At 64.6% G+C, this 23,369-nt stretch carries 19 protein-coding genes; 13 read left to right on the forward strand and 6 right to left on the reverse strand.

What is annotated here, in order from left to right; genetic code table 11:
* Window positions 1–181: 181 nt before the first annotated feature.
* The 4 genes from QRN59_RS23715 to QRN59_RS23730 all read left to right on the forward strand — a co-directional run bounded on the left by QRN59_RS23715 (window position 182) and on the right by QRN59_RS23730 (window position 4,935).
* Window positions 182–1,600: an ABC transporter substrate-binding protein gene (locus tag QRN59_RS23715; protein WP_284984878.1), complete on the forward strand. Its 1,419-nt coding sequence runs from the start codon at window positions 182–184 to the stop codon at window positions 1,598–1,600.
* A complete protein-coding gene (locus tag QRN59_RS23720) occupies window positions 1,597–2,568 on the forward strand; it encodes a carbohydrate ABC transporter permease (protein ID WP_284984880.1) in 972 nt (323 codons plus the stop codon). Before QRN59_RS23715 ends, QRN59_RS23720 begins: the two co-directional genes overlap by 4 nt.
* A gap of 92 nt (window positions 2,569–2,660) precedes the next feature.
* The gene (locus QRN59_RS23725; RefSeq protein ID WP_284984905.1) at window positions 2,661–3,464 is read left to right on the forward strand and encodes a carbohydrate ABC transporter permease; all 804 of its coding nucleotides are present in this window, start codon (window positions 2,661–2,663) and stop codon (window positions 3,462–3,464) included.
* A 25-nt stretch (window positions 3,465–3,489) separates the two neighbouring features.
* Window positions 3,490–4,935, forward strand: coding sequence for a glycoside hydrolase family 32 protein (locus QRN59_RS23730; protein WP_284984881.1), 1,446 nt, complete (start codon window positions 3,490–3,492; stop codon window positions 4,933–4,935).
* A 117-nt stretch (window positions 4,936–5,052) separates the two neighbouring features.
* Here QRN59_RS23730 and QRN59_RS23735 read toward each other — a convergent pair whose 3' ends face one another.
* Complete coding sequence (locus tag QRN59_RS23735) at window positions 5,053–6,105, reverse strand: LacI family DNA-binding transcriptional regulator (protein ID WP_284984882.1); 1,053 nt, start codon at window positions 6,103–6,105, stop codon at window positions 5,053–5,055.
* Between the two features lie 395 nt (window positions 6,106–6,500).
* On the opposite strand from QRN59_RS23735, the gene QRN59_RS23740 reads away from it, so the two are divergent.
* The 5 genes from QRN59_RS23740 (at window position 6,501) to QRN59_RS23760 (ending at window position 13,706) form a co-directional block, all read left to right on the forward strand.
* The gene (locus tag QRN59_RS23740; protein ID WP_284984883.1) at window positions 6,501–7,301 is read left to right on the forward strand and encodes a hypothetical protein; all 801 of its coding nucleotides are present in this window, start codon (window positions 6,501–6,503) and stop codon (window positions 7,299–7,301) included.
* Between the two features lie 80 nt (window positions 7,302–7,381).
* Window positions 7,382–8,371, forward strand: coding sequence for an o-succinylbenzoate synthase (locus QRN59_RS23745; protein WP_284984884.1), 990 nt, complete (start codon window positions 7,382–7,384; stop codon window positions 8,369–8,371).
* 109 nt (window positions 8,372–8,480) lie between these two features.
* Window positions 8,481–10,565, forward strand: a complete 2,085-nt coding sequence (locus QRN59_RS23750) for a PhoX family protein (RefSeq protein WP_284984885.1) — start codon at window positions 8,481–8,483, stop codon at window positions 10,563–10,565.
* Window positions 10,566–10,814: 249 nt separating this feature from the next.
* On the forward strand, window positions 10,815–12,524 hold the full coding sequence (gene menD, locus QRN59_RS23755) for a 2-succinyl-5-enolpyruvyl-6-hydroxy-3-cyclohexene-1-carboxylic-acid synthase (protein ID WP_284984886.1): 1,710 nt from the start codon (window positions 10,815–10,817) through the stop codon (window positions 12,522–12,524).
* Window positions 12,525–12,704: 180 nt separating this feature from the next.
* Window positions 12,705–13,706, forward strand: coding sequence for a type IV toxin-antitoxin system AbiEi family antitoxin domain-containing protein (locus QRN59_RS23760; protein ID WP_284984887.1), 1,002 nt, complete (start codon window positions 12,705–12,707; stop codon window positions 13,704–13,706).
* 37 nt (window positions 13,707–13,743) lie between these two features.
* On the opposite strand, the gene QRN59_RS23765 is transcribed toward QRN59_RS23760, so the two are convergent.
* The 4 genes from QRN59_RS23765 to QRN59_RS23780 form a co-directional block, all read right to left on the reverse strand.
* Window positions 13,744–14,520: an amino acid ABC transporter ATP-binding protein gene (locus QRN59_RS23765; RefSeq protein WP_284984888.1), complete on the reverse strand. Its 777-nt coding sequence runs from the start codon at window positions 14,518–14,520 to the stop codon at window positions 13,744–13,746.
* Window positions 14,517–15,491, reverse strand: coding sequence for an amino acid ABC transporter permease (locus QRN59_RS23770; RefSeq protein WP_234748933.1), 975 nt, complete (start codon window positions 15,489–15,491; stop codon window positions 14,517–14,519). Before QRN59_RS23770 ends, QRN59_RS23765 begins: the two co-directional genes overlap by 4 nt.
* Before the next feature lie 35 nt (window positions 15,492–15,526).
* Window positions 15,527–16,480, reverse strand: a complete 954-nt coding sequence (locus QRN59_RS23775; RefSeq protein WP_284984889.1) for an ABC transporter substrate-binding protein — start codon at window positions 16,478–16,480, stop codon at window positions 15,527–15,529.
* A 200-nt stretch (window positions 16,481–16,680) separates the two neighbouring features.
* On the reverse strand, window positions 16,681–18,102 hold the full coding sequence (locus tag QRN59_RS23780) for an isochorismate synthase (RefSeq protein WP_284984890.1): 1,422 nt from the start codon (window positions 18,100–18,102) through the stop codon (window positions 16,681–16,683).
* Between the two features lie 92 nt (window positions 18,103–18,194).
* Between QRN59_RS23780 and QRN59_RS23785 the strand changes: the two genes are divergently transcribed.
* The 4 genes from QRN59_RS23785 to QRN59_RS23800 all read left to right on the forward strand — a co-directional run bounded on the left by QRN59_RS23785 (window position 18,195) and on the right by QRN59_RS23800 (window position 22,778).
* The gene (locus QRN59_RS23785) at window positions 18,195–18,971 is read left to right on the forward strand and encodes a demethylmenaquinone methyltransferase (RefSeq protein ID WP_284984891.1); all 777 of its coding nucleotides are present in this window, start codon (window positions 18,195–18,197) and stop codon (window positions 18,969–18,971) included.
* A gap of 22 nt (window positions 18,972–18,993) precedes the next feature.
* On the forward strand, window positions 18,994–20,391 hold the full coding sequence (locus QRN59_RS23790) for a geranylgeranyl reductase family protein (protein ID WP_284984892.1): 1,398 nt from the start codon (window positions 18,994–18,996) through the stop codon (window positions 20,389–20,391).
* Between the two features lie 9 nt (window positions 20,392–20,400).
* A complete protein-coding gene (locus tag QRN59_RS23795) occupies window positions 20,401–21,504 on the forward strand; it encodes a polyprenyl synthetase family protein (protein WP_284984893.1) in 1,104 nt (367 codons plus the stop codon).
* 452 nt (window positions 21,505–21,956) lie between these two features.
* A complete protein-coding gene (locus tag QRN59_RS23800) occupies window positions 21,957–22,778 on the forward strand; it encodes an endonuclease domain-containing protein (RefSeq protein WP_502871109.1) in 822 nt (273 codons plus the stop codon).
* A 162-nt stretch (window positions 22,779–22,940) separates the two neighbouring features.
* On the opposite strand, the gene QRN59_RS23805 is transcribed toward QRN59_RS23800, so the two are convergent.
* Entirely contained in the window at window positions 22,941–23,363 is a 423-nt protein-coding gene (locus tag QRN59_RS23805; protein ID WP_078107983.1) for a hypothetical protein, read from the reverse strand.
* Window positions 23,364–23,369: the final 6 nt, after the last annotated feature.

Consider the following 23,369-nt stretch of genomic DNA (forward strand, 5'->3'; position numbering starts at 1 on the left):
ACATATGTGAGCGGGCGTCGGGCCAATTGGGGGACATATGTGAGCGGGCGTCGGGCCAATTGGGGGACATATGTGAGCGGGCGTCGGGAAGGGGTGAGCGGCGCGTAACACGCATGTGACGCTTGACACGTGTTAGGTGATGGATTTACGCTACCTAACACGTGTTAGGAAGGAATGAGACATGCCAGGAAGCAACGGGAAGCTGCGTGAGATCTCACGCAGGACAGCCCTTGGTGCCTTGGGTGCGGGAATTGTCGGAGCAACAGTGGCGTCGTGGCCGCGGTTGACCGGAATGGACATCCCGGGCCGCGGGGACAACAGCCTCAGCATCGCCATCTTGGGAACCGCAGCGGACGCAGCCGCCCGCCAGCGGGTCATTGATGCGTTCGCGAAGGTGCACCCGGAAATCAAGGTGAAGGTCCAGGCCATCCAGGCCGCGGACTGGAAGGACTTTTTTACCAAGATCCTCACTATGGTGGCAGCAGGAACGCCACCGGATGTGGTTTACGTGGCCACCGAAGGTGCCCAGCTCTTCGCCGAGAAACTGGCGCACCCCTTGGACGAGTACCTTCGCCGCGACGCCGCGGACATGAAGGAGTACTTCGCGGACGTCCACCCGAGCCTCGTGGAGGCGTTCATGTACAAGGGCAGCCTGTTCCAGCTTCCCATCGACTGGAACGCCGCCAACATGTACTACAACACAGCTGCCCTGCAGCAAGCCGGGCTCGAGCGTCCCGCGGACAACTGGACCCAGGCCGATTTCCGCAACACACTCGCTGCCATGCGGAAAGCCAGGCCGCAGGACTTCACTCCGTACTACTGGACCAACAGGCTCTTCGGCGGCGTGGTGCCCTGGCTCTATGCCAACGACACCAGCTTCCTCAAGGAGTCCAAGTCCACCGGCGGCGAATGGCTTTGGGACAGCTTCTACGCCCAGGATCCTTCGCGCGGACTGCGCTCCGGCGGCTACCAGTGGCTTGAGCCCAATGCCGATGACCCGAGGGTGTACGAGTCGTTCGACTACCTCCGCGGCCTCGTCAAGGATGGCCTCGGCGTCCGACCTGAAGAAGGCGGCGGAAATTCACTTGTCGGGCTGTTCGCCTCCAACAGGATCGGCATGACCCCGGCCGGCGGCTACTGGGTGGAAGGCCTCCACGAAGCCGGAATGAAGGAAGACGACTTCGACGTCCAGTTCTTCCCGCGCTGGCGCACCCAGCGGCACCAGTTCGGCACCGCCGGATACGCCATCATGAAGACCGCCAAGGACAAGGACGCGGCCTGGGAGTGGCTCAAGTTCGCTTCCAGCCTGGAAGCCATGCGCTTGGTCTTCCCGACGCCGAACACCACCCCCGCGCGCCGTTCCATGGTCAACGAGCAGTTGTACGCGGGACGCGGCCCCAAGCACTGGAAAGTCTTCTACGACACCCTGGACAAATTCCCCACCACAGGTCCCATTCCGGCACCGCCCCAGCAGGCCGCCGTCGAGACCGCACTGATGAAGAACGTATCCCTGGCCGTCAGCGGTGACGAGCGCCAGCTCAAGCAGGCCCTCGACTCCATGCAACGCGACCTTGAGATCGCCTTGAGGAGGCAGGCATGAGCACGGCAACCAACGGCATGTCCACCAAACGCCGAAACGGCGCGGGGTTCAAACGCCGAAACGGCGCCGCAGCGAAAAGTCAACAAGCAAAGGGGAAGCAGCGTCAGCGCTGGCTGCCCTGGGCGTTCCTGGCCCCCACCATCCTGGGCATGGGGCTGTTCACGCTCGTGCCGATCGTGGCGTCCGTGGTCCTCGCGTTCTTCCGCTGGGACATTATTTCCGCGCCAAGCTTCGTCGGGTTCGACAACTTCGCCGAAGTGGTCCAGGACCCCACGGTCCGGGTGTCGTTCCTGAACACGATCATGTTTGTGGTGGTCGCCGTGGCGTTGCAGCTCGGCCTCGCGTTGGCGCTGGCGATCATGGTGCAGGAGAAGCTTCCGGCCTGGCTTCGCGTCTTCTTCCGCAGCGCCTTCTTCTTCCCGCTGATCCTGTCCGCGGCGTCGGTGTCCATCTTCATGCGCTACCTGTTCAACGAACAATTCGGCGTGGTCAACTGGCTTTTATCTTTCGTCGGCGTCCCCGCCGTCCCGTGGCTGACGACGCCGGCCGGTTCTGCCGCCGTCGTCATCCTCGTGTACGTGTGGCAGAACTTCGGGTTCTCGTTCCTGCTATTCATCGGCGGCCTTGCGTCCATCCCGACGGAAACGTACGAGGCTGCGTCGATCGACGGCGCGACGGGCTGGCGCAAACACCTCCACGTGACGCTGCCTCTCCTGAGTCCCACCACCCTGGTGGCGTCGGTCATGGCGATCATCAACGCCCTGCAAGTGTTCGACCAGCCCTACGTCCTGACCCGCGGCGGCCCCGGCGACTCCACGCGCACCGCGGTGATGGTCATCTTCGAGTCGGCGTTCCAGCGCCTCGAGTTCGGCCAGGCCTCGGCGATCGGCGTCATCCTCACGCTGATCATCATGGCCATCACAGCCGCCCAGTTCCGGCTCAGCAAACGATTCGTCTTCTACCAGTAAGGCCCGCCATGACTACAACCTCAACCCAGCGCGCCGCCGTCGATCGCTTGGCTCCCCAACGGCCGGCGCCCCGCAAGAAGCGGAACTGGAGCATGGCGGGACGAATCGTGCTGCTCCTGATCGCGTCCGTCCTCATCCTCGGTCCGGTGCTGTGGACCCTGTCCACCTCGCTGCGGCCACCTGCGGAATCGTTCCAGCTGCCGCCGTCGTTCCTTCCGCTCAACCCCGATTTCTCGTCCTACGACCAGGTCTTCAAGCAACTCAACATCATGCTTCTGGTCCTCAACAGCGCGCTCGTGACGGGGCTGATCGCCCTCGGGCAGATGTTCACGGCGGCGCTCGCCGGCTACGCGTTCGCGAACCTCAAGTTCCGGGGCCGCGGGGCACTGTTCTCGATTGTGCTGGCCACCATGATGGTCCCGGCGCAGGTGACGATCGTTCCGGTCTTCATGCTGATCCGCGGCATCGGTTTGTCCGATACGCTCCTCGCGCTGATCCTTCCGGCGATCCCGACGGCGTTCGGCACCTTCCTGATGCGCCAGTACTTCCTGGGGCTGCCAAGTGATTTGGGCGAGGCCGCCGCGATCGACGGCGCCTCGCCGTGGCGGACGTTCCGTTCCGTGTATGCGCCGCTGGCGATGCCGGGCATGGCGATCGTGGGCATCCTGGCCTTCAACTACCACTGGAACGAGTTCTTCCGCCCGCTCATCCTGACCATCTCCGAGCAGAACTTCACGCTCCCGCTGGGCCTGGTGTCTCTGCAGGGCAACCTCGGCACCGGCAGCATCTCCGTGGTGCTGGCAGGCGTGATCCTCTCCATGATTCCCGCCTTGGTGGTGTTCATGTTCGGCCAGCGCGCATTGCGTGACGGACTCACCGCCGGCACCGGCAAATAGCTTCTACTTCCCTGAAAGGACTTCGATGACGGACCTCATTTCCTCCGCCCCTGCACTTGCGGCGGCTGCCACCCACCCGGACCCGGCTTTCCCGCGCTTCCACCCCCGCCCGGCGCAAGGCTGGATCAACGACCCCAACGGCATCAGCTACATCAACGGCCGCTACCACGTGTTCTTCCAGTTCAACCCGGAATCGGCACGGCACCACAGGATCCAATGGGGGCACGTCAGCTCCCCGGACCTGGTCCACTGGGATGAGCACCCGGTCGCGCTCCGCCCCCAGGACGGCGGGCCGGATGAGTTCGGTTGCTGGACCGGCGTGGTGACCGACGACGGCGGCGTCCCCACCGCTGCGTACTCCGGCGTGCGGGGCGACGGCGGGCACTCGCAAGTGGTGATTTCCCGGGGCTCCGCGGACCTGGTGACCTGGGAACAGGATGGCCACATTGCCGCTTCCATGCCGGGCGATGGCCTGGTCACGGCCGTGCGCGACCCCTTCATCTTCCACTTCAACGGCAAACGCTACGCCATGCAGGGCGCCGGGCTGGCCAATGGACATGCTGCCCTGCTCCTGTACACGGTGGAGGACATGTCCGACTGGAAGTACCAAGGCATTTGGCTGACCACCGAAAACCCCGTGGCGGCCACGCACACTCCGGCCGAAATCTGGGAGTGCCCGCAACTGGTTCAGGTGCCGTCCGACGGGGTGCTCTCCGACGGAGTGCCTTCCGACGGGGTGCCGACCGACGAGGGCGACACCTGGGTCATGATGTTCTCGTTGTGGCTCTCCGGTGACGACCATGAGCACGCCAACGGAGTGGGCCACCTGATCGGCTCGCTCGCCGAGGACCCGTCCACGGGGCTACCGGTGTTCGTCCCGCGTTCCGGCGGCAGGTCCGACCTTGGCCGGGATTTCTATGCTCCCCAGATCGTTCAGCTGGATTCTGCGTCCGGGCCTGGGTCGACGCCGCGGGCCCTGCTGTGGGGATGGGCCAACGAAGGCCCGGGTCGTGATGGCCGACGCGGCCGTTCACAAGACGAGATCGATACCGCAGGCTGGGCGGGCGTATTAACCCACCCGCGCTTCCTCTCGGTTGAGGACGGTGCATTGGTGGCTACTCCTGTCCCGCAGATCGAGGCGTATCGGGCTGCTGTGCTTGCGGGCGGGGCGTCCGGGTCCGTTGCCTTGCCGCCATTTGCCGAGGCTGTTGTGAAGGCTGGGACTGTTGGAGGAGCTGGTGAGGTTCGGCTGGTCCTGGCCTCCGGCGCGGAACAGCAAGTCGTGTTTGCGGGGGCGTTGTCCGAGGGCGAGGAACTCCGCATCTTCGTCGATGCTTCCTTGGTGGAGGTGTATCGGAAGGGATCCGTGGCCACAACACTCCGTGCCTACCCTGCCTTGGGCGAGGAATGGGTCCTTGAGCTTCCCGAAGGTGCGGCGGCGGACGTCTGGGAACTGAAGCTGCCCGAATAGGCGGCAGGCCGCCGTCGTGGTTTCCCCACTTTTGACCACTTTTGGCCGGTGTCGCAGTCCGGGATCCCTGTATTTCCGCGGATTCCTGGGCGGCGGTCCGGCCAAAAGTGGTCGGATTCAGCGGGCGGGAATGGGCCCGGTGGACTCACGGACCACCAAACGGCAGGGAACCATGGTTTCCAGATGGCCGTTGCCTCCCGCCGTCGGCCGCTGGACCGGGTCCTCAATCTGCTCCAGCAGCATGCTCATCGCGGCCGCGCCCATTTCCCGCAGGGGAAGAGCCATGGTGGTGAGCGCGGGAACCATGGTGGCCGCGATGCGGAACTCGTCGTCGTAACCAATGATCGAGAGGTCGCGCGGTACGGCCAGGCCCAGGCGCGCCGCAGCCAGGGCGACACCGACGGCGAGCCGGTCGTTGGCGCACACAATCGCCGTCGGCCGCTCGCTGGCGGAGAGCAGTCCCATGGCGCCATGGAAGCCGTCGTTGATGTCCCAACCGGCCATGAACACGCGGTCTTCGCGAACGGGGATGGCGGCTTTGGCCATTGCTTCCCGATGCCCCACGATGCGCAAGGGCACAGCCGGTGAGGTGGCGGCGCCGGCAAGGAACGCGATATCGCGATGGCCCAGCTGCAGCAAGTGCTCGGTGGCTTCCCGACCGCCGGAAACCTCGTCCGGGATCACGTGGTGCAGCTGCGGGGTGGGACTGTTGTCGAAACAGTTGGCCAGCACGGAGGGGACCCGCAGCATGCCATGGGGTACGTCGAGTGGCTTCAAGCCGACTGTGACGTACATCAGCCCGTCCACTTGCCGGTCCAGCAGGGTCTCGACGGCGCTCTCGTCACGGGAGGCGTCGCGCTCGGTGTCCATGACGACGGTGACAAAGCCGTGGGCGCGGGCGACGTCGTCGGCGCCACCAATGATGTTGCCATCGAACGGGCTCACCACCACCTCGTCCGACACGATGCCGATCACGCGCGTGCGCTGGTTCCGCAGACTCAGGGCGATGGCGTTGGGGGAGTAGTTGAGGTCCGCAGCGGCTTGCCGGATACGGTCCTGGCTTTCCTTGGCGACGTTGCCGTCTCCCCGGCCGTTGAGCACCAGCGACACCGCACTCCGCGAGACGCCCGCCCGTTTGGCGACGTCGAGTGCTGTGGCCTTGCGCTGCATGCGGGCTCCTCCGGCTGTGTTTCGGTATCTTGCTGCATTCTACCTAACGCGTGTGAGGGGTGGCCCGCGCTGTGTTCCCCAGCCCGACGCTCGCTCACATATATGGCCTTTCAGAGGAACCCCCGCTCACATCAGGTGAGCGAGCGTTTGCCGAAAACACCCCAAAGGTGAGCGAGCGTTTGGGGGCCTGTGTGTCAGAGGAACGCCCGCTCATATATGTGGCCTTCCAGCCCGACGCTCGCTCACATATATGGCCTTCCAGCCGAACGCTCGTGCAGATATACCCCCTTCCAGCCGAACGTTGACGTCCCCACCAACGCGGTATCGTTGGGCGTGCCGGGCAGTACCGGTGTTTCTGATCTATGGGGGTGGGTCCGATTTTTTCCTTGCGCCAAATGGCTACGATCGTGCTGGCAGCGGCGGTGGCGTTGAGTCTCAGCGCGTGCGTGTTCGATGTAACTGCCGCGAGACCGCTGGCCCAAGCCGGGACGTCCTCCGCCCCTCCGACCTCCAAGCCATCCGCGACACCCAGCGCGAGCAGTAGTACCCAAATGCAGGTCCAATCGTCGCAGGAGCTGCAGGCGTTGCTCGGCAACCTCCGTGCTCCCGACGGCGTGATGTCGCAGCTCATTGATGAGGCAGCGATTCAGGACATGCAGGATTCGATGGCAGTCGGGCCCGCCGACATGACCACCGATCCCGCCAAATGCCGGGACCTCCTGAAGGCGGGAGAGCTGGTCGACTACAGAATCCCGACGGCGGCCGCGGTGCTGGGGCCCCAGGCGAATATGTCCGTCATCATGGCGTCATCCGACGACTCCGGCTATTTCTGGCAGGGCATGTACAGCATCGACAAAGTTCTCGGATATTGCACCGAGGTGACTATTACCTCGGGGAATCAAAACGTGCATTCGTCCCTGACGCGGTTGAATATGGATCTTCACGGCTCGAAGTCGTTCACCTACGTCACCACTATCACCGGTTCCGGGTCGCCGATCCATGTGCTTCGTATGGTCACCATGAGCGGAAACCTGTTCGTCACGGGCGTCCACCCGCTGCCGGATGCGCAGCCCACGGACGCGGTCATCCGTGAGCTCAGCAGTTACGTCAACGCGATCGTTGACCATGCCGGCGATCGAGTGCCAGGCACTCCCTCCACAAAGCAGCCGACGACTCCAGCCGGCGCCCCGGCCTAGCCGGCCGGCCCAGGAACCCGGCCCGGCCGGCCGGGCGGCGGCGCCCCACTCGAGCCGGCGCCCCACGCTACAGTGAAACCATGCCTCCATTCCCCACCCTCGACGAGCTCCTTGCCACCGCCAAAGTGGTCAGCCTGCCGATGAGGGTCAAGTTCCGGGGCATCACCGAGCGCGAGACCCTCCTATTCCGCGGACCGGCAGGGTGGGGCGAGTTTTGTCCGTTCCCCGAGTATGGAGACGCCGAGGCTTCCCGCTGGCTCGCCGCCGCCGTCGAGTCTGCATGGCAGGGTTTTCCGCCGCAGCTGAGGGACACCATTCCCGTCAACGCCACCGTCCCCGCCGTACCTGCCGCCCGGGTGCCCGAGGTCCTGGAACGCTTCGGCCGCGTGGACGCCGTCAAGGTCAAGGTCGCCGAGCGCGGGCAGGAACTGGCCGACGACGTCGCGCGCGTCACCGCAGTCAGGGACGCCCTGCCGGACGCCGCGATCCGTGTGGACGCGAACGCAGGCTGGGACGTGCCGCAGGCGGTTGAGGCACTCGGGCGGCTGTCCGCCGTCGGGCTCGAATACGCCGAACAGCCTGTGCCGCACATCGAGGGCCTCGCCGAAGTCCGCCGACGGCTCGAGCAGCAGGGGACGCCGGTGCTCATCGCCGCCGACGAATCCGTGCGCAAGGAAGACGATCCCCTCAAGGTGGCACGCGCTGGCGCGGCTGACCTGATCGTGGTCAAGGTGGCGCCGCTTGGGGGAGTGCGGCGCGCGCTGGACATTGTGGCGCAAGCCGGGCTTCCCGCCGTCGTGAGCTCGGCGCTGGATACCTCGGTGGGGATCCGCGCAGGGCTCGCGCTCGCCGCCGCACTGCCCGAGCTGCCGTACGCGTGCGGGCTGGGGACGGTGCGGCTGTTCGCCTCGGACATCACGCAGGATCCGTTAGTGCCCGACGACGGCGCCATCCGGATCCGCGAAGCCGTCGCCGACGAGGGGCTGCTGGAGCAGTATGCGGCTCCCGCTGAACGTCGCGACTGGTGGCTGGAGCGACTCCGCCGCGTGTACGCCCTGCTCCATGCATAGATTGCTGTGAAAATGCTGGGAATTCACTGGAACTTAACCTGAGTGTCCTCTCGGATTCCGATAGCGCTGCAAGGGTGGGGAAATCACTCAATCCCCGGAGGTATTTCCCATGTCTGAATCAACCGCGCGCAAGTTCGGCTTGCTCCCCATGCTCGGCCATACGAAGGGCAAGCGCAGCCCCGTGACGTGCGCCCTGAAGTGCGACAACGCTTGCTCGGGCGAGGTTTGCAACACGAGCTCCAACGCCTACTTCCGCGACATCGCTTCCGCAGCTGTGTCCCGCCGCGCCGCCCTGGGCTTTGGCGCCGTCGGTGCGCTCGCCGTCGTACTGGGCGGAAGCCTGTCCGGCAACGTTCCCGGAGGTGCTGGCCTGTCCGAGGCGGCAAGGACGGGCTTCGACAAGGCCAAGCTCAAGTTCACGCCGATCAAGCCGGTCGACTACATGGTTGACGCGTTCACCGTGCCGGACGGTTTCGCGTGGCAGCCGATCATCCGTTGGGGCGATCCGCTCTTTGCCGACTCGCCGGCCTTCGAGCTGAACGGCCAGACCGCGGCGGCCCAGGCACGCCAGTTCGGATACAACAACGACTACACGGACATCCTGCCCATCCCGGATTCCAAGGACCGCCGTGCCGTACTCTTCACCAACCACGAGTACACCAACGAGAACATCATGTTCCCGGCCACTTTGGCGGCTGCGGAGGCGCGCGCGATCGGGCGCGCCGCGCACGGGCTCACGGTTGTTGAACTTGAGCGCAAGAACAAGAACAAGCCGTGGAGCTACGTGAAGGGCGCGCCGCTCAACCGTCGGTTCCTGACCGACACGACGTATGAGCTCACCGGTCCCGCCGCGGGCACGGATCTCGTCAAGACCATCGACGACCCCTCGGGCCGGGCTATCAAGGGCACCCTGGGCAACTGCTCCGGCGGCACGACTCCCTGGGGCACCATCCTCTCCGGCGAGGAAAACTTCAACGGCTATTTCGTAGCTCCCGGCACTTCGGCGGGCGACAAGCGCTACGGCCTCTCGAACAAGCCAACGGCCCGCAAGTGGGAACTGGATGAGCCGCGTTTCAACACCAACAACGCCGGTTACTCCAACGAGACCAACCGCTTTGGCTGGATCGTGGAAGTCGACCCGTTCGACCCCTCCTCCACACCCAAAAAGCACTCCGCCATGGGCCGTTTCAAGCACGAAGGCGCCAACGTGATCGTTGCCGCTTCCGGCCGTGTGGTGGCTTACATGGGCGACGACGAGCGCTTCGACTACCTCTACAAGTTCGTCTCCAAGGGCAAGTACATGGCCGGAGACTCGGCCGCGGCCCGCCGGAACAACATGAACCTTCTCTCCGAGGGAGACCTCTACGTCGCCAAGTTCACTGGAGACTCTCCCGCGGCCGAAATCGACGGAACCGGTGCGCTGCCCTCCGACGGCGCGTTCGACGGTTCCGGCGAGTGGCTTCCCTTGGTGGTTGACGGCGTCTCCGCAGTTCCGGGCATGTCCGTCCCCGAGGTCCTGGTCTACACCCGCCTCGCCGCGGACAAGGTTGGCCCCACGAAGATGGACCGCTGCGAAGACGTCGAACCGAACCTGGCGACCGGCAAGGTCTACGTGGTCTGCACGAACAACTCGGACCGAGGCAAGCCCGGCAAGGAAGGCGCCACCGAGGTCAACCCGCGCACGCTCAACCGGGACGGCCACATTGTGGAAATTACCGAAACCGGCGACCAGACGTCCACGCGCTTCAACTGGACCCTCCTGATGGTTTGTGGAGATCCGGCAAAGAACTCCTCCACATATTTCTCCGGTTTCCCGGCCGACAAGGTCTCGCCCATCTCCTGCCCGGACAACGTCGCTTTCGACTCGGCAGGCTACATGTGGATCGCCACTGACGGCGCGCCGTCGTCGATCGGGTATGCGGACGGGCTCTTCAAGGTCACGCTGGATGGCAGCGAACGCGGCAAGGTGGAGCAGTTCCTCGCGGTACCGCGGGACGCCGAGACCTGTGGGCCGATCGTGCACGACGACGAGCGGACCGTCTTCGTCGCCGTGCAGCACCCGGGCGAGGAAGGTTCGTTCGACGCTCCGCACTCGTACTTCCCGGACTACGTCGGCGCCGGAGCCGCCCCCGCCGCCGGCCAGGTCCGCGCCCCGCGTCCATCGATCGTGCAGGTGTTCCGCAAGGACGGCTAAGGCTTCCTCTCCAGTCGGGCCTTCCTTCCGCCTCGCCCTCCCGACGCCGGTGTGGACCCGACGCTCGCTCACGTATGTGGGTCTTTCGGGAAACGCTCGCTCACCTATATCGGCCTTTTCCCGGACCCCCGCTCACTTCTAGTGAGCGGGCGTTTGGGGTTTTGGCCCGATAGGTGAGCGGGCGTTTGGGGTTTTGGCCCGATAGGTGAGCGGGCGTCGGGAAGGAGGCGCCGCTAATAGACTGGTGCGGTGACTTCGCAAGGCTCCCTGAGCTCCCTCGCCGCTGCCCGGATCGCCGTCAAGGCGCTGCTCGACGGCGGTGTGCGGCACGTGGTGGTCTCTCCCGGTTCGCGCTCGGCACCCATGGCGTACGCCTTGGCAGAGGCCGAAGCGGCCGGCAACGTCCGCCTCCTCGTCAGGATCGACGAACGCTCTGCCGGTTTCACGGCCCTCGGCTTGGCCCTGGCGACAGGCGCTCCGGCGGCCGTCCTGACCACCTCGGGCACCGCCGTCGGGAATCTCTTGCCCGCGGTCATGGAGGCCAACCACGCCGCCGTGCCGCTCGTGGTCCTTTCGGCCGATCGCCCGGCCGAGCTGCACGGTACCGGCGCCAACCAGACCACCATCCAACTTGACCTCTTCGGAGAACACGTCCGTTTCGCCGTCGACATCGCCGCTGGCAGCAACCCGCAGAGGGCCGTCGAGACCGCCCTTTACGCTGCAACCGGCGCCCTCGAGGACACGCCTCCCGGGCCGGTGCAGCTCAACCTCGCGTTCCGCGAGCCACTGGTTCCGGAACCAGGCGAGGCGCTGCCCACCACCAAGGGCCACGGAGTTTTCCACTACGACTCCGGTCCCCAGCCATTGAGCATGTCCCCCGCTCCTGCCGAACTGACGGAACGGCGGACGGTGGTTTTGGCGGGGCACGACGCCGGTCCGGTCGCCGAGGCGTTCGCCCGCGCCCACGGCCTTCCGTTGCTGGCCGAGCCGTCGTCCAACGCGCGTTTCGGGCCCAATGCGGTGGGGCCGTCCCGCCTCATGTTGGACAACTTCGGGCGTGGCTCTGCGCTGCCGATCGAGCGGGTGGTGGTCTTCGGACGGCCTACCCTTTCCCGGCCGGTTGCCGCTTTGCTGGCCCGCGGAGACCTTCGCGCCGCCATGTACGAGCCCGTTCCGGTGGCCTGGTACGAACACGGCCGGCGCAGCGAGGAACGCTTTGATTCGCTGACTGAATTGGCGGCGTTCGCAGGCCGGGGCTCGGCCGAGTGGCTCGACGCATGGCTCCTGGCCGGGGCTGCGGCGCAACACGCGCTCGACGGCGTCCTCGAGGCCGAGCGTGCAGCCAACGGTCCCGCCGTGGGAGCCACCGTCTGGAAACACGCCCGAGGGCAGTTGGTCCTGGGCTCTTCCAACGGCATCCGCGACGTCGACCTCGCCGGGCAGCCCAGCCCCGGGCCCCTCGCCACGGTGTTCGCGAACCGCGGCCTCGCCGGCATCGACGGCACGATCTCCACGGCTACGGGAATCGCCCTCGGCGCAGGCCGCGAAACCACCCTCCTCCTGGGCGACATCACCTTCCTGCACGACGCCGGGGGCCTGTTCCTCGGTGCCGGCGAACCTGGACCGGACCTGCGGATCGTGGTCCTGAACGACGCCGGCGGGGGCATTTTCGGCCTCCTGGAGCACGGCAAGGTGGAGGACGACGGCGGCTACGGCACCGCCGTCGAGCGCCTCTTCGGCACCCCGCACAGCGTGGACATTTCAGCGCTGGCCGCAGCATACGGCGTCGGGCACACTTTGGTGCGTACGACGGCGGAGCTCGCCATGGCGCTTGCCGCGCCTTTGAAGGGGCGCAGCATCGTGGAAGTACGCACGGACCGTTCAGACCTGCGTCCCTTGCACGCGCGTATCAAGGCCGCGGTTGCTTCGGCAGTGTCCCAGGTGCTGCTCGGGGCGTAGGTGGTCGGCTCTGGCGACAAGCAAACGGGTTGGAGACGCGCAAGCGGACTGGGGATACCCGGATACAGGTGTCGCCCGTCCGTAGTTGTATCGCGCGTCGGGGAGAGCGTCCTCAGCAGTTGTCCACATACGGTAGAAAGTGCCTCGCGCAGCCCGATGTTGGGCTGTGATCGTGGATAAATGAACACACTTCCGCGGCTGATTCTGGCGAAGGACCTGTCCAGGATCGGTCTCACTACCAAGGCATTGTCCGCGCAGGCCCGTTCAGGGAAGCTTGTCCGCATTCGTCATGGCGTATACGTGGAGGCGGTGCGCTGGAACAAGCTGCAAGAGTGGGAGCGGTACAGGCTCCGAGTCGAGGCCGCGGCAGAGACGTTTACTTCGCCCACCACGTTTTCGCACCACTCAGCCGCGGCCATTAGCGGGATACCTGTCATCCTGCGGAAACAGCCGATCCACGCACTTACCGCATTCTCCGGCGGCGGCCGGTCCCGCGCAGGAGTCCGTCGGCACTATGTACCTGAACAAGCCCACAACAGTGAACAGTTGGAGGGGTTTCTCGTCACAGGCCGGATCCGTACTGTCCTCGACATCGCTGCGACGGTCCCCTTCGCGGAAGCCGTGGTGCCCGTGGATCACGTCCTCAAGCCTGACTCGCTGCGGCGCGTGCCTGCGCTCTCGAAAGAAGATCTGCTGGCTGGCATAGACGGGAGGTATTCGCAGGCGGCCGTCCGGCGTATCACGGCGGTGGTCGATTTCGCCGACCCGCAGTCCTGCTCGCCGGGAGAGTCGTATAGCCGGGGGCTGATCCACGTTGCCGGATTTGCCCCGCCGGTGCTGCAATACGAGGTCAGGAACGGTACTGGCAGGGTCGCCATCACGGATTTCTATTGGGAGGAGACCCGGGTTGTCGGCGAATTCGATGGTCGCGAGAAGTATCTCAAACCGGAGTATCTGCGAGGCCGGACGCCGTCGGATGTGGTGTATGAGGAAAAGCTACGCGAAGACCGGATCCGGGCCACTGGCAGAAACGTGGCTAGGTGGGTCTGGGACGAACTCAACAGTCCGGGCCGACTGGAACGAATACTGCTCGACGCCGGGGTGCCGCGCCGCCGTCGGGCCTCCATGGGACACCCAAATGTGTCCGTGACAAGCAAACAGGCCGGTGACACTCGGATATGAGTGTCACCGGCCCGTTTGCGCAGCGATTGCCCGTTTGCTACAGCACGCGGCTGAGGAATTCCTTGGTGCGGGCGTGCTGGGGGTTGGCGATGATTTCGCGGGGGTCACCGGATTCCACCACCACACCTCCGTCCATGAAGGTCAGGCGGTCGCCGACTTCGCGGGCGAAGCCGATCTCGTGGGTCACCACGATCATGGTCATGCCGGACTTGGCAAGATCCTTCATCACGTTCAGCACATCGCCCACGAGTTCTGGGTCAAGGGCGGACGTCGGCTCGTCGAAGAGCATCAGCTCCGGTTCCATGGCCAAGGCCCGGGCAATCGCGACGCGTTGCTGCTGGCCGCCGGAAAGCTGTGCCGGGTAGTGGTTGGCCCGGTCGGCCAGGCCCACCCGATCCAACAATTCGAGGGCGGCCTTCTTGGCGGCTGCCTTGTTCTTGCCCTTGACCTGCACGGGCGCTTCCATGACGTTGTACAGGGCGGTCTTGTGCGGGAACAGGTTGAAGCGTTGGAAGACCATGCCGATTTCCCGGCGTTGCGCGGCGATCTCCTTGACCCTCAGATCGTGGAGACGGCCGTTGACTTCGCGGTAGCCGATCAGCTGGTCACCGACCGAGATGCGGCCGGCGCTGATGGTTTCGAGGAGGTTCACGCAGCGGAGCATCGTGGACTTGCCGGAACCGGACGGGCCAATGACAACGGACACTTCGCCCTGGTTGACCGTCAGGTCGATGCCGCGGAGGACGTGGTGGGGACCGAAGTACTTGTGGAGGCCTTCGATCCGCACCAGCGGTTTCTGGGTGGTGATCGTCATTTTGCCTCATCCTCCGGGAAGTCCATCTTCAACGACGGCTCTGCTTCGGCACTCGGTGCCACGGCTGCGGCAGCCTTGGCGGCTGCGGGGTTGATGACCGCCGGCGCGAGGTTGGTGTCCACGCCCTTGCCGTAGTACGCCTCGATGTAATGCTGGCCGACCATGAGCAGGCTGGTGATGACCAGATACCAGATGGCTGCCACGATCAGCAGCGGCACCGGGAGGTAGATCCGGTTGGCCAGGGCGTTGGTCGCGAAGGTCAGGTCCAGGGTGAAGGGGACGGCCAAGACCAGGGAGGTGGTCTTGAGCATGCCGATCGTTTCGTTGCCGGTGGGCGGGACGATGATGCGCATGGCCTGGGGCAGAATGATGCGCCACATGATCTTGCCTTTGCCCATCCCCAGGGCCTCGGCGGCTTCGGTCTGTCCCTTGTCGACGGACTTCAGGCCGGCCCGGAAGATCTCGGCCAGGTAGGCTGATTCGTTAAGGCCAAGCCCCAGAATTGCCGCAACAAGAGCCGTAATGACTGTGCTCGTGTCGACGCTGAACAGTTCGGGGCCGAACGGCACTCCTGCGCTGATTTTGGGATAGAGGACGGCGATCAGGCCCCAGAAGACCAACTGGGTGTAGACCGGGGTGCCGCGGAAGAACCAGACCCAGACCCAGGAGGTGTAGCGAAGGACCGGGTTGTCGGACTGGCGCATCACGGCCAGCAGGATGGCCAGGACAATCGCAATGACCATAGAAGCCACAGTCAGGAGCAACGTCCAGCCAACACCCTGGACCACCTTCACGTCCAGGATGTAGGTGCCCACAACGTCCCAACGGAAGTTGTGGTTCGTGATCACGCTCTGCACCATCAGTGCAAGTACGCCAACGATGATGATGGCGCTGATCCAGCGGCCAGGATGCCTGACCGGCACCGCATCGTTCAGCACTGGCGCTGCGTGGCCTGGTTGATGATGATCCATCTGTGCACCTGATTTGTTATCGGTGGCGGGAATACTCAAGACTTGACCGCCGGGTTGACCTCGGACTTGGTGATGGCGCCTTCGGCGTTGCCCCAGCCAGTGAGGATCTTCTTGTATGAACCGTCAGACATGAGCTTGGTCAGCGTCTTCTGGATGACATCGGCGAGGGCGGTGTCCGACTTGGCAACAGCGATGCCCTGGGGAGCGGCGTCGTAAACGTCGCCGAGCCTCTCCAGCTGGCCGTTGGTCTGGGTCAGGGCGTAACCGATGATGGGGGAGTCGGCTGCCATGGCGTCGATGCTGCCGTTGACGAGCCGGGTGGTGACGTCGGTCTGGTTCTTGAGCGTGACGATGTTGATCGGCTGCTTGCCGTCAGCTGCGCACTTCTTGTTGCGGCCGGAGAGGTCCGGGTCTTCCTGGACGGTACCGGTCTGCACGCCGATGGACTTGCCGCAGACGTCATCCAGGGAGAACTTCTTCGGGTTGCCCTTCTGCACGGCCCAGGCGGTGCCGGCGTTGAAGTAGCTGACCATGTTGACGGCGCCGAGACGCTCGGGGTTGATGGTGAAGGACGAGATGCCCAGGTCGTACTTGGGGCCGAGGGCGGGGAGGATGCCCGTGAATTCGGCGGTCTGCACCTGGACCTTCAGGCCGAGGGTGGCGCCGATCGCCTTGGCAATGTCGACGTCGTAACCGACCGGGGTCTGGCCGTCGGTTCCGAGGAATTCCGCAGGAGCGTAGGTCGTGTCCGAGCCGACGGTCAGCGTGCCCTTGGACTTGATTGCAGCGGGGACCAGTGCAGCCAGGGTGTCGTCCTTGGTGATGGTGCTGGGGTCAAAGCTTGCATTGGCACTGCCCGAAGGCGAAGCGGCGCTCGACGGGCCCGCCTCTGAGGCGTTGGTGCAGGCAGTCAGTGCCAGGGCGCCGATTGCGATGATTGTTGCAGCCTTGAGCGTCGAACTGACCGGAAGCGAACGGAATTTCTGCATTTTCTTACCTTTTGTTGCAGTGGATGCGAAACTAATCGGTTCATAGTGTAGCGCCGAACATGAGATGTGCGTCACAGAAAACTAAGTTTTACTATTGGATAACCTACCAAGTAAAAAATCAAGACCCACAACAGGGCTATTGTCTCGCATCCCAGACATCCACGGGGGTAGGTTTCGAACGTAATCCTTGGGTTGGACTCTTAGCTGCTGATGCCCAGCGACTCGAGCATCGGCCGGAATTTGGCCCAGGTCTCGGCCAGTTCGGCGTCCGGAACGGAGCCTTCAACGATCCCGCAGCCCGCGTACAGGCGCACGGTTGTAGGACTCTCGATGATCGCGCCGCGCAGCGCGATGCCCCACTCGCCGTTGCCCGCGGCGTCGAGCCACCCGACCGGTCCGGCGTACGGCCCGCGATCCAGGTGCTCAAGCTCCCGGATCAGTTCCCCGGCAACCAAGGTAGGCGTGCCACACACGGCGGCCGTGGGGTGTAGCGCGTTGATCAGGGCCAAGCACGTAGGGACATGTCCCTCGATATCGGCAAGCTCGGCCTTCACGTCCGATGCCAGATGCCACACATTGGGCAGTTCCAGGATGAACGGTTCGCTGTGGGCGTTCATGGCCTCGGAAAACGGTGCGAGCTGGGTGGTCAGCGATTGGATGGCGATCTCGTGCTCGTGCCGTTGTTTCTCGGAACCGGCCAGCACACGTTCGGCGTATTCCATGGGGGAGCCGTCCACTCCCTCGGCGTCGCGCCGGTCGAGCGTCCCGGCCAGGACCCGCGCTTGCGCAGTGCGGCCCTCCACCTGGATGAGCATTTCCGGCGTTGCTCCCACCAAGCCGTCGACGCCGTAGGTCCAGCATTCGCGGTAACGGCTGGCCAGCTGCCGCAGCACTTTGGCGGCGTTGACGCCGTCGGGCAGCGTCGCCACGACGTCGCGCGCGAGGACCAGCTTCTCCAGCTTCCCGGTCCGGATTTCCGCCACGCCCTCGGCCACGGCCTGCTTCCAGGCGGTTTCGCTTAGCGAGCCGCTCTCCAGGGTGACCTTCCCGTCCCCCAACTGGCTCGCATTTGTTGTCGCTATGAGGCTTCTAAACGACAACAAATGCGAGTTAGTTGGGTGCACGACGCCGGAGCCTCCCGCCGCCGTAAGCCCGCCGTCCGCTGGCTCGCGTTCCTCTGACTCCCCGTCCGCGGGGCTAAGCCAGACTGCCAGGGCGGCGAGGGCGCCCGCTTCGGTGAGTTCGACGTCGTCGAGCGTCAACTGAGTGAGCCACGACTGCCCGTCCCTGATCCCGACAACAATTTCTGGAAGGATCAAGCGGGATTCAAAGGCGGATGTCCTGGAGAAAGCAAAGGAGCCAAAGGCCACAGGGCCCGTGCCGGGGATCTCAAGGGGATCCGTCACGTCGGCTTCGATGACGAGGTGGCGCCACCAGATATCGGCCTCGAGAAAGCGATCGGGCCCGGAAGCGGTGAATCGCGCGATTTCGCCAAAGCCCACCAGTCCGTTCTCGCGGCGGGACCAGCACAGGACATCGTCCCGGACCAGAAATGACGGCAGTCCCCCGGAGGATGAATCAACATCGAGGGGGACTGTCAAGGTGCGGAGCGTACTCGTCATGATGGAACAACATTACTCCCGCGGGCAACGGGAGCCGTCCGGGCCGGAGCGCCCCGAAAGTTCTTCCCAAATTTGTCTGAGACAATTGCAGGGTGAACCGAGCATCCTTGGAAAAGCGTCCGGACGAAGTTGCGACGATGTTTGACGATGTCGCCCCCAAATACGACGTCGTCAACGATGTCCTGTCCATGGGGCAGACCCGGCGTTGGCGCCGCGTCGTCGTGGACGCGATGGATGTTCGAGTAGGCCAAAGGGTCCTGGATCTAGCTGCCGGTACGGGCACATCCAGCGAACCGTACGCCGACGCCGGAGTGGACGTTGTGGCCTGTGACTTCTCGTTGGGGATGCTGAAGGTCGGCAAACGCCGCCGCCCGGACATCAACTTCGTTGCCGGGGACGCCACCAAGCTGCCCTTCGCGGACAACTCCTTCGACGCCTGCACCATTTCCTTCGGCCTGCGCAACGTCAACGAACCGCACAAGGCCCTCGCGGAAATGCTCCGCGTCACGAAGCCGGGCGGACGCCTGGTTATCGCCGAATTCTCGGCGCCGGTGGTGCCCCTCTGGCGGACCATGTACACCGAATACCTCATGCGCGCACTGCCCGCCATTGCAACCAAGGTCTCCTCGAACCCGGACGCCTACGTGTACCTCGCCGAGTCCATCCGCGCTTGGCCGGACCAGGACCACCTGGCCGCGTGGCTGCAGGAAGCCGGCTGGACCGACGTCAACTACCGCAACCTGAGCGGCGGCATCGTAGCGGTGCACCGCGCCCAGAAGCCCGGTGCCGAACACCGGGAAAGCGTTCCCGTGGCCAAGCTGCGCCGCCAGATCAAGCCGCGCCGCCAAGCCGGCGATCAGTCCCGCTAACGGGCCTATTAACAAGGACGCTGTGAACGTACTGATAGTCGGCGCAGGGCCAGCCGGGTCCACCGCCGCGTACTACCTTGCCCAGGCGGGCCTTTCCGTGACGGTTCTGGAAAAGACCGCCTTCCCGCGTGAAAAAGTCTGCGGCGACGGCCTCACTCCCCGCGCCGTCCGCGAAATCCAGAAGCTCGGCCTCCCGCATGCCGAGGACGAGGGCTGGCGCCGCAACAAAGGCCTCAGGCTCATCGCCGGCGGCCGCACCATTGAATTGCCGTGGCCCGAGGTCGCCGATTTTCCCACCTACGGACTCATCCGCACGCGCCTCGGATTCGACGAGGAGCTGGCCCGGCACGCCCAGTCGGCAGGCGCCGTCGTGCTTGAACGCCACGGCGTCACCGAAGCCCTGCGCGACGACGCCGGACGGGTGATCGGCGCGCGTGCCGCGTTGCTCGACGAGTCCGGACGCAAGACAGGCGAAACGCGCGACTTCCATGCCGACGTCGTGCTCGCTGCAGACGGCAACTCGACACGGACCGCCGTTTCGCTTGGTATGCACAAGCGCGACGACCGCCCGCTCGGGGTCGCCGTCCGCACCTACTTCACCTCGCCCCGCCACGACGACGACTGGATGGAAGGCTGGCTTGAGCTCCATTCGCCGGCTTCCCACGCCTCGCAAGCTCGGCGCGGGGCCCGCGCCGGCTCTCTTGGCAAGTCCGGCAAGCCGCTGCCCGGTTACGGTTGGGTTTTCGGCGTCGGCGACGGCACGTCCAACGTTGGCCTCGGCATCCTGAATTCCTCCAAGGAATTCGGCAAACTCGACTACAAGCAGGTCCTACGCGAGTGGACCGCCGGCATGCCGTCCGAGTGGGGCTTCACACCCGAAAACCAGGTGGGGGAGATCCGCGGCGCCGCACTGCCCATGGGCTTCAACCGCACCCCGCACTACTCGCCGGGGCTCATGCTCCTGGGCGACGCCGGGGGCATGGTTTCACCATTCAACGGCGAGGGCATTTCCTACGCCATGGAGTCCGCCCGCTTCGCGGCCGAGTTCATCATCGACGCGTCCTCGCGTTCCCGTTCAGCCGGTTGGACGGCCGACGACGCCGATGCGCACCTTTCGCGGTACGCGGACTACGTGCGCGACCAGTGGGGTTCTCACTTCACCTTGGGCCGCGTCTTTGCTGCCCTCATCGGCAAGCCAGCCGTCATGAAACTCGCGCTACGGACCGGCATGCCCATCCCGGTGCTGATGCGCTTTGTGGTGCGGATGCTCGCCAACCTCACGGATGCGTCCGCCAAGGGTTTCGAGGACCGCGCCATCCGCGTGCTCGAGATGCTGGTCCCGGCCACCTCCAACACCACATCCACCGCCGCTTCCACCCGCGTCGGCACCGAAACAACGCTTTCCTCCGCGAAAAGTTAGGGTTAACCCGTGACTCACTCTGCCGAACACAGTTGGACGCATGCCGGGCACGGCCTGCCGGACGCTGTCGAACCCGCTCCCACCACTACCGCGATCGCCACTGGCCTGCAGCTTCCTGCCGGTTTCGCGGCTATCGCCGAGGACGTGGAACTGGGTCCTGCCATCACCACGAACCTTGCCCGCGTGGAAAAGAAGCTCCGCGAAGCAATTGCCAACTCGGACCCCCTGGCTGACGCAACGTCGCGTCACCTGGTGGAAGCCGGCGGCAAGCGCATCCGCCCGTTGTTGACCCTCTTGTGCGCCCACCTCGGCGACGCATCCCGTCCGGAAGTGGTCCAGGCCGCCGTCGTGGTTGAACTGACCCACCTCGCAACCCTCTATCACGACGACGTGATGGACTCCGCGCCCTACCGCCGCGGTGCCCCCACGGCCCACGAAGTCTGGGGCAACTCAGTGGCCATCCTCACAGGTGACTTGATCTTCGCCCGCGCCTCGATCCTGGTGTCCGAACTCGGTTCGCGTGCCCTGGGAATCCAGGCCCGCACCTTCGAACGCTTGTGCCTCGGCCAGCTGCACGAAACCGTGGGCCCGCGTGAAGGCGAGGATGCGGTGGAGCACTACCTCTCGGTCATCGCCGACAAGACCGGTTCCCTCGTTGCCGCTTCAGGCCAGCTCGGTGCCATCTTCGCCGGCGCCGACGAAGCCTTCGAGGACGTGCTGGTGCAATACGGCGAGAAAGTTGGCGTGGCCTTCCAGCTGGCCGACGATGTCATCGACGTCACTGGCGTCAAGGTCAAGTCCGGCAAGTCCCCGGGTACGGACCTCCGCGAAGGCGTACCCACTCTGCCTGTCCTCCTGCTCCGCAAGGCCGCCGACAATGGTGACCACTCCGCCGTCGAACTCTTGAAGCTGGTAGACGGCGATTTGTCCTCCGACGAGGCCCTGGCCCTGGCCGTCGCCGGGCTGCGCGAGCATCCCGTCACCGCCGAATCCTGGGTGATTGCGCGCCAGTGGTCCGCGGAAGCCATAGAAGCCTTGAAGCCGTTGCCCGAGGGCGTGGTCAAGGAGTCGCTGACCAACTTCGCCCACGCCGTGGTGGAGCGCGCCAGCTAGTTTAGTGGGGACGGGCTTAAATGCAATGGCCCCGGTTCCTTGCAACGCTACGAGTCACGCGCTGCAACGAACCGGGACCATAATCTCCGTTCGCATCAGACTCACCGGAGGCATTTAGTGAATCCGGTTACAGCATATGACAACTTTGTCACGGGTGCAACTTTCCCCGTCAAAGGGTTTTCCGGAGATTGTCGGGACTTCTGCGTTCCTTCCTGACCCTCTTTAAATTCAGAATGGCCCCGAAACGCCTGCGAAGAGGTGTGTCCCGCAGGTCGTGGGCGCAAAGAAGGTCAGGAAGGCCAGCAAAGTTGTCCACATAGGGGAACCCGGAGCTACTGTCGCATGAGCGGTGCTGGTGGAGTGGCCACATGGATGTAGTGGAATTCCTCCAAAGGCGGGGCGGAGCGTCCCGGACTGCGCAACTGCTAAGAGCTGGCTTTCCAAAATCGGCGTTGGCAAAAGGAGTCCGCGACGGAACACTCAACGTGTTGCGCCGCGGGATCTACACGATCGAGGGCGCCGATCCAGGCATAGTTGCTGCCGTCGAGGCGAATGGCGTCTTGACCTGTGTTTCGGCTGCTCGTTTCTACAATTTGTGGCAGCTGAATAAGCCAGGAGGCGTCCAGGGGCGGGGGAGTTCCCAGAGACCCGGAGCTCTCCACCTCAGCTGCGGTAGCGGCCAAGCCCGGGATGGTGTGGTGGACCACGCCCGATGTACCCACACGGGGCATCCGTATCTTCCGGTGGCCGGCTTGGCCGATGTCCTTATCCACGCCCTGAGATGCCGACCCGAACTGGAATCCTTGGTGATCGCCCAATCTGCAGTCAGCCGCGGGTTGATCACCACCGGCTTCCTCAGAGGGAAACTTCCAGGAAACCGCAACGGAGCAGCGAGGGCTGTGCTGGATCTCGTTCTGCCCAGGGCTGATTCTTTGCTCGAAGTGCTCGCACACACGCACTTTGTCCGGGCAGGCCTCCGTGTCCGAATGCATGTGGGACTGGCCGGGGTGGGTGAGGTGGACTGCCTGATTAACGAGTGCCTTGTGGTGGAGCTCGACGGCCGGACTCACCTTGAGGCGCGTCAGGTCAAAAAGGACCGATACCGCGACAACGCCAGCATGAGGGGCGGGCTCTTGGCGTTGCGGTACTACTACGAGGACGTGGTCTACCGTCCTGAAGAGATGGTCAACGAGGTCTTGACCGTATTGCGGCACCGGGAAGTCGGCCACTTCGCCCCGGCGCGTTACTCGCCCGGGTGGGTGCCGCCGTCGTAGTCCAGCAAATGGCGCGCCGTCCTGACCCTCTTTGGCACGAAAAAAGCCGCGACACACCCGGTTCAAGGCGTGGCGCGGCTGTTCGAAATTCAAACAGGGTCAGGAAGGCGCAGCCCAAAGGTGGGGAGAAAGCTCCGCCCCCCGCTAAAGCCCCCAAAAACCCTAGTCTTCGTCGCTGAAAGCCCAGTCGAACATGTCGAACACGAACTCGGAGAACGTGCCTTCTTCGGATTTCCACTGGCCGCGGGCGTTGTTGCGGCGCCACACGATGGGATCCGGGACGCCGAGGTCGCCTACGCGGAAGCCCCAGGTGAACTGCTCTTCCTCGTCCTCCAGGAACATGAGGAAGCCTTCGTCGTCCACTTCGAGCTCTTCCGGGTCCCAGAAGTAGTGGTAGGCCTCCATGAGGTCCTCGCAGCCACCGAGCGCGAGGTAGAACTCGCGCAGCACCATGGGAATGGTGAACGAGTGGGCGGACAGGGCCTCGTCCAGCTCAGACGCGGACAGTCCATCTTCTTCCTGCCATTCGTCCTCGAGATACTTCGGTACAAGCGCGCGGAATTTCTCGAGGAACATGTCAGTCATGCTCCC

This window comes from Arthrobacter sp. efr-133-TYG-118, assembly GCF_030209755.1.
In the GTDB taxonomy this organism is placed as follows: Bacteria; Actinomycetota; Actinomycetes; order Actinomycetales; family Micrococcaceae; genus Arthrobacter.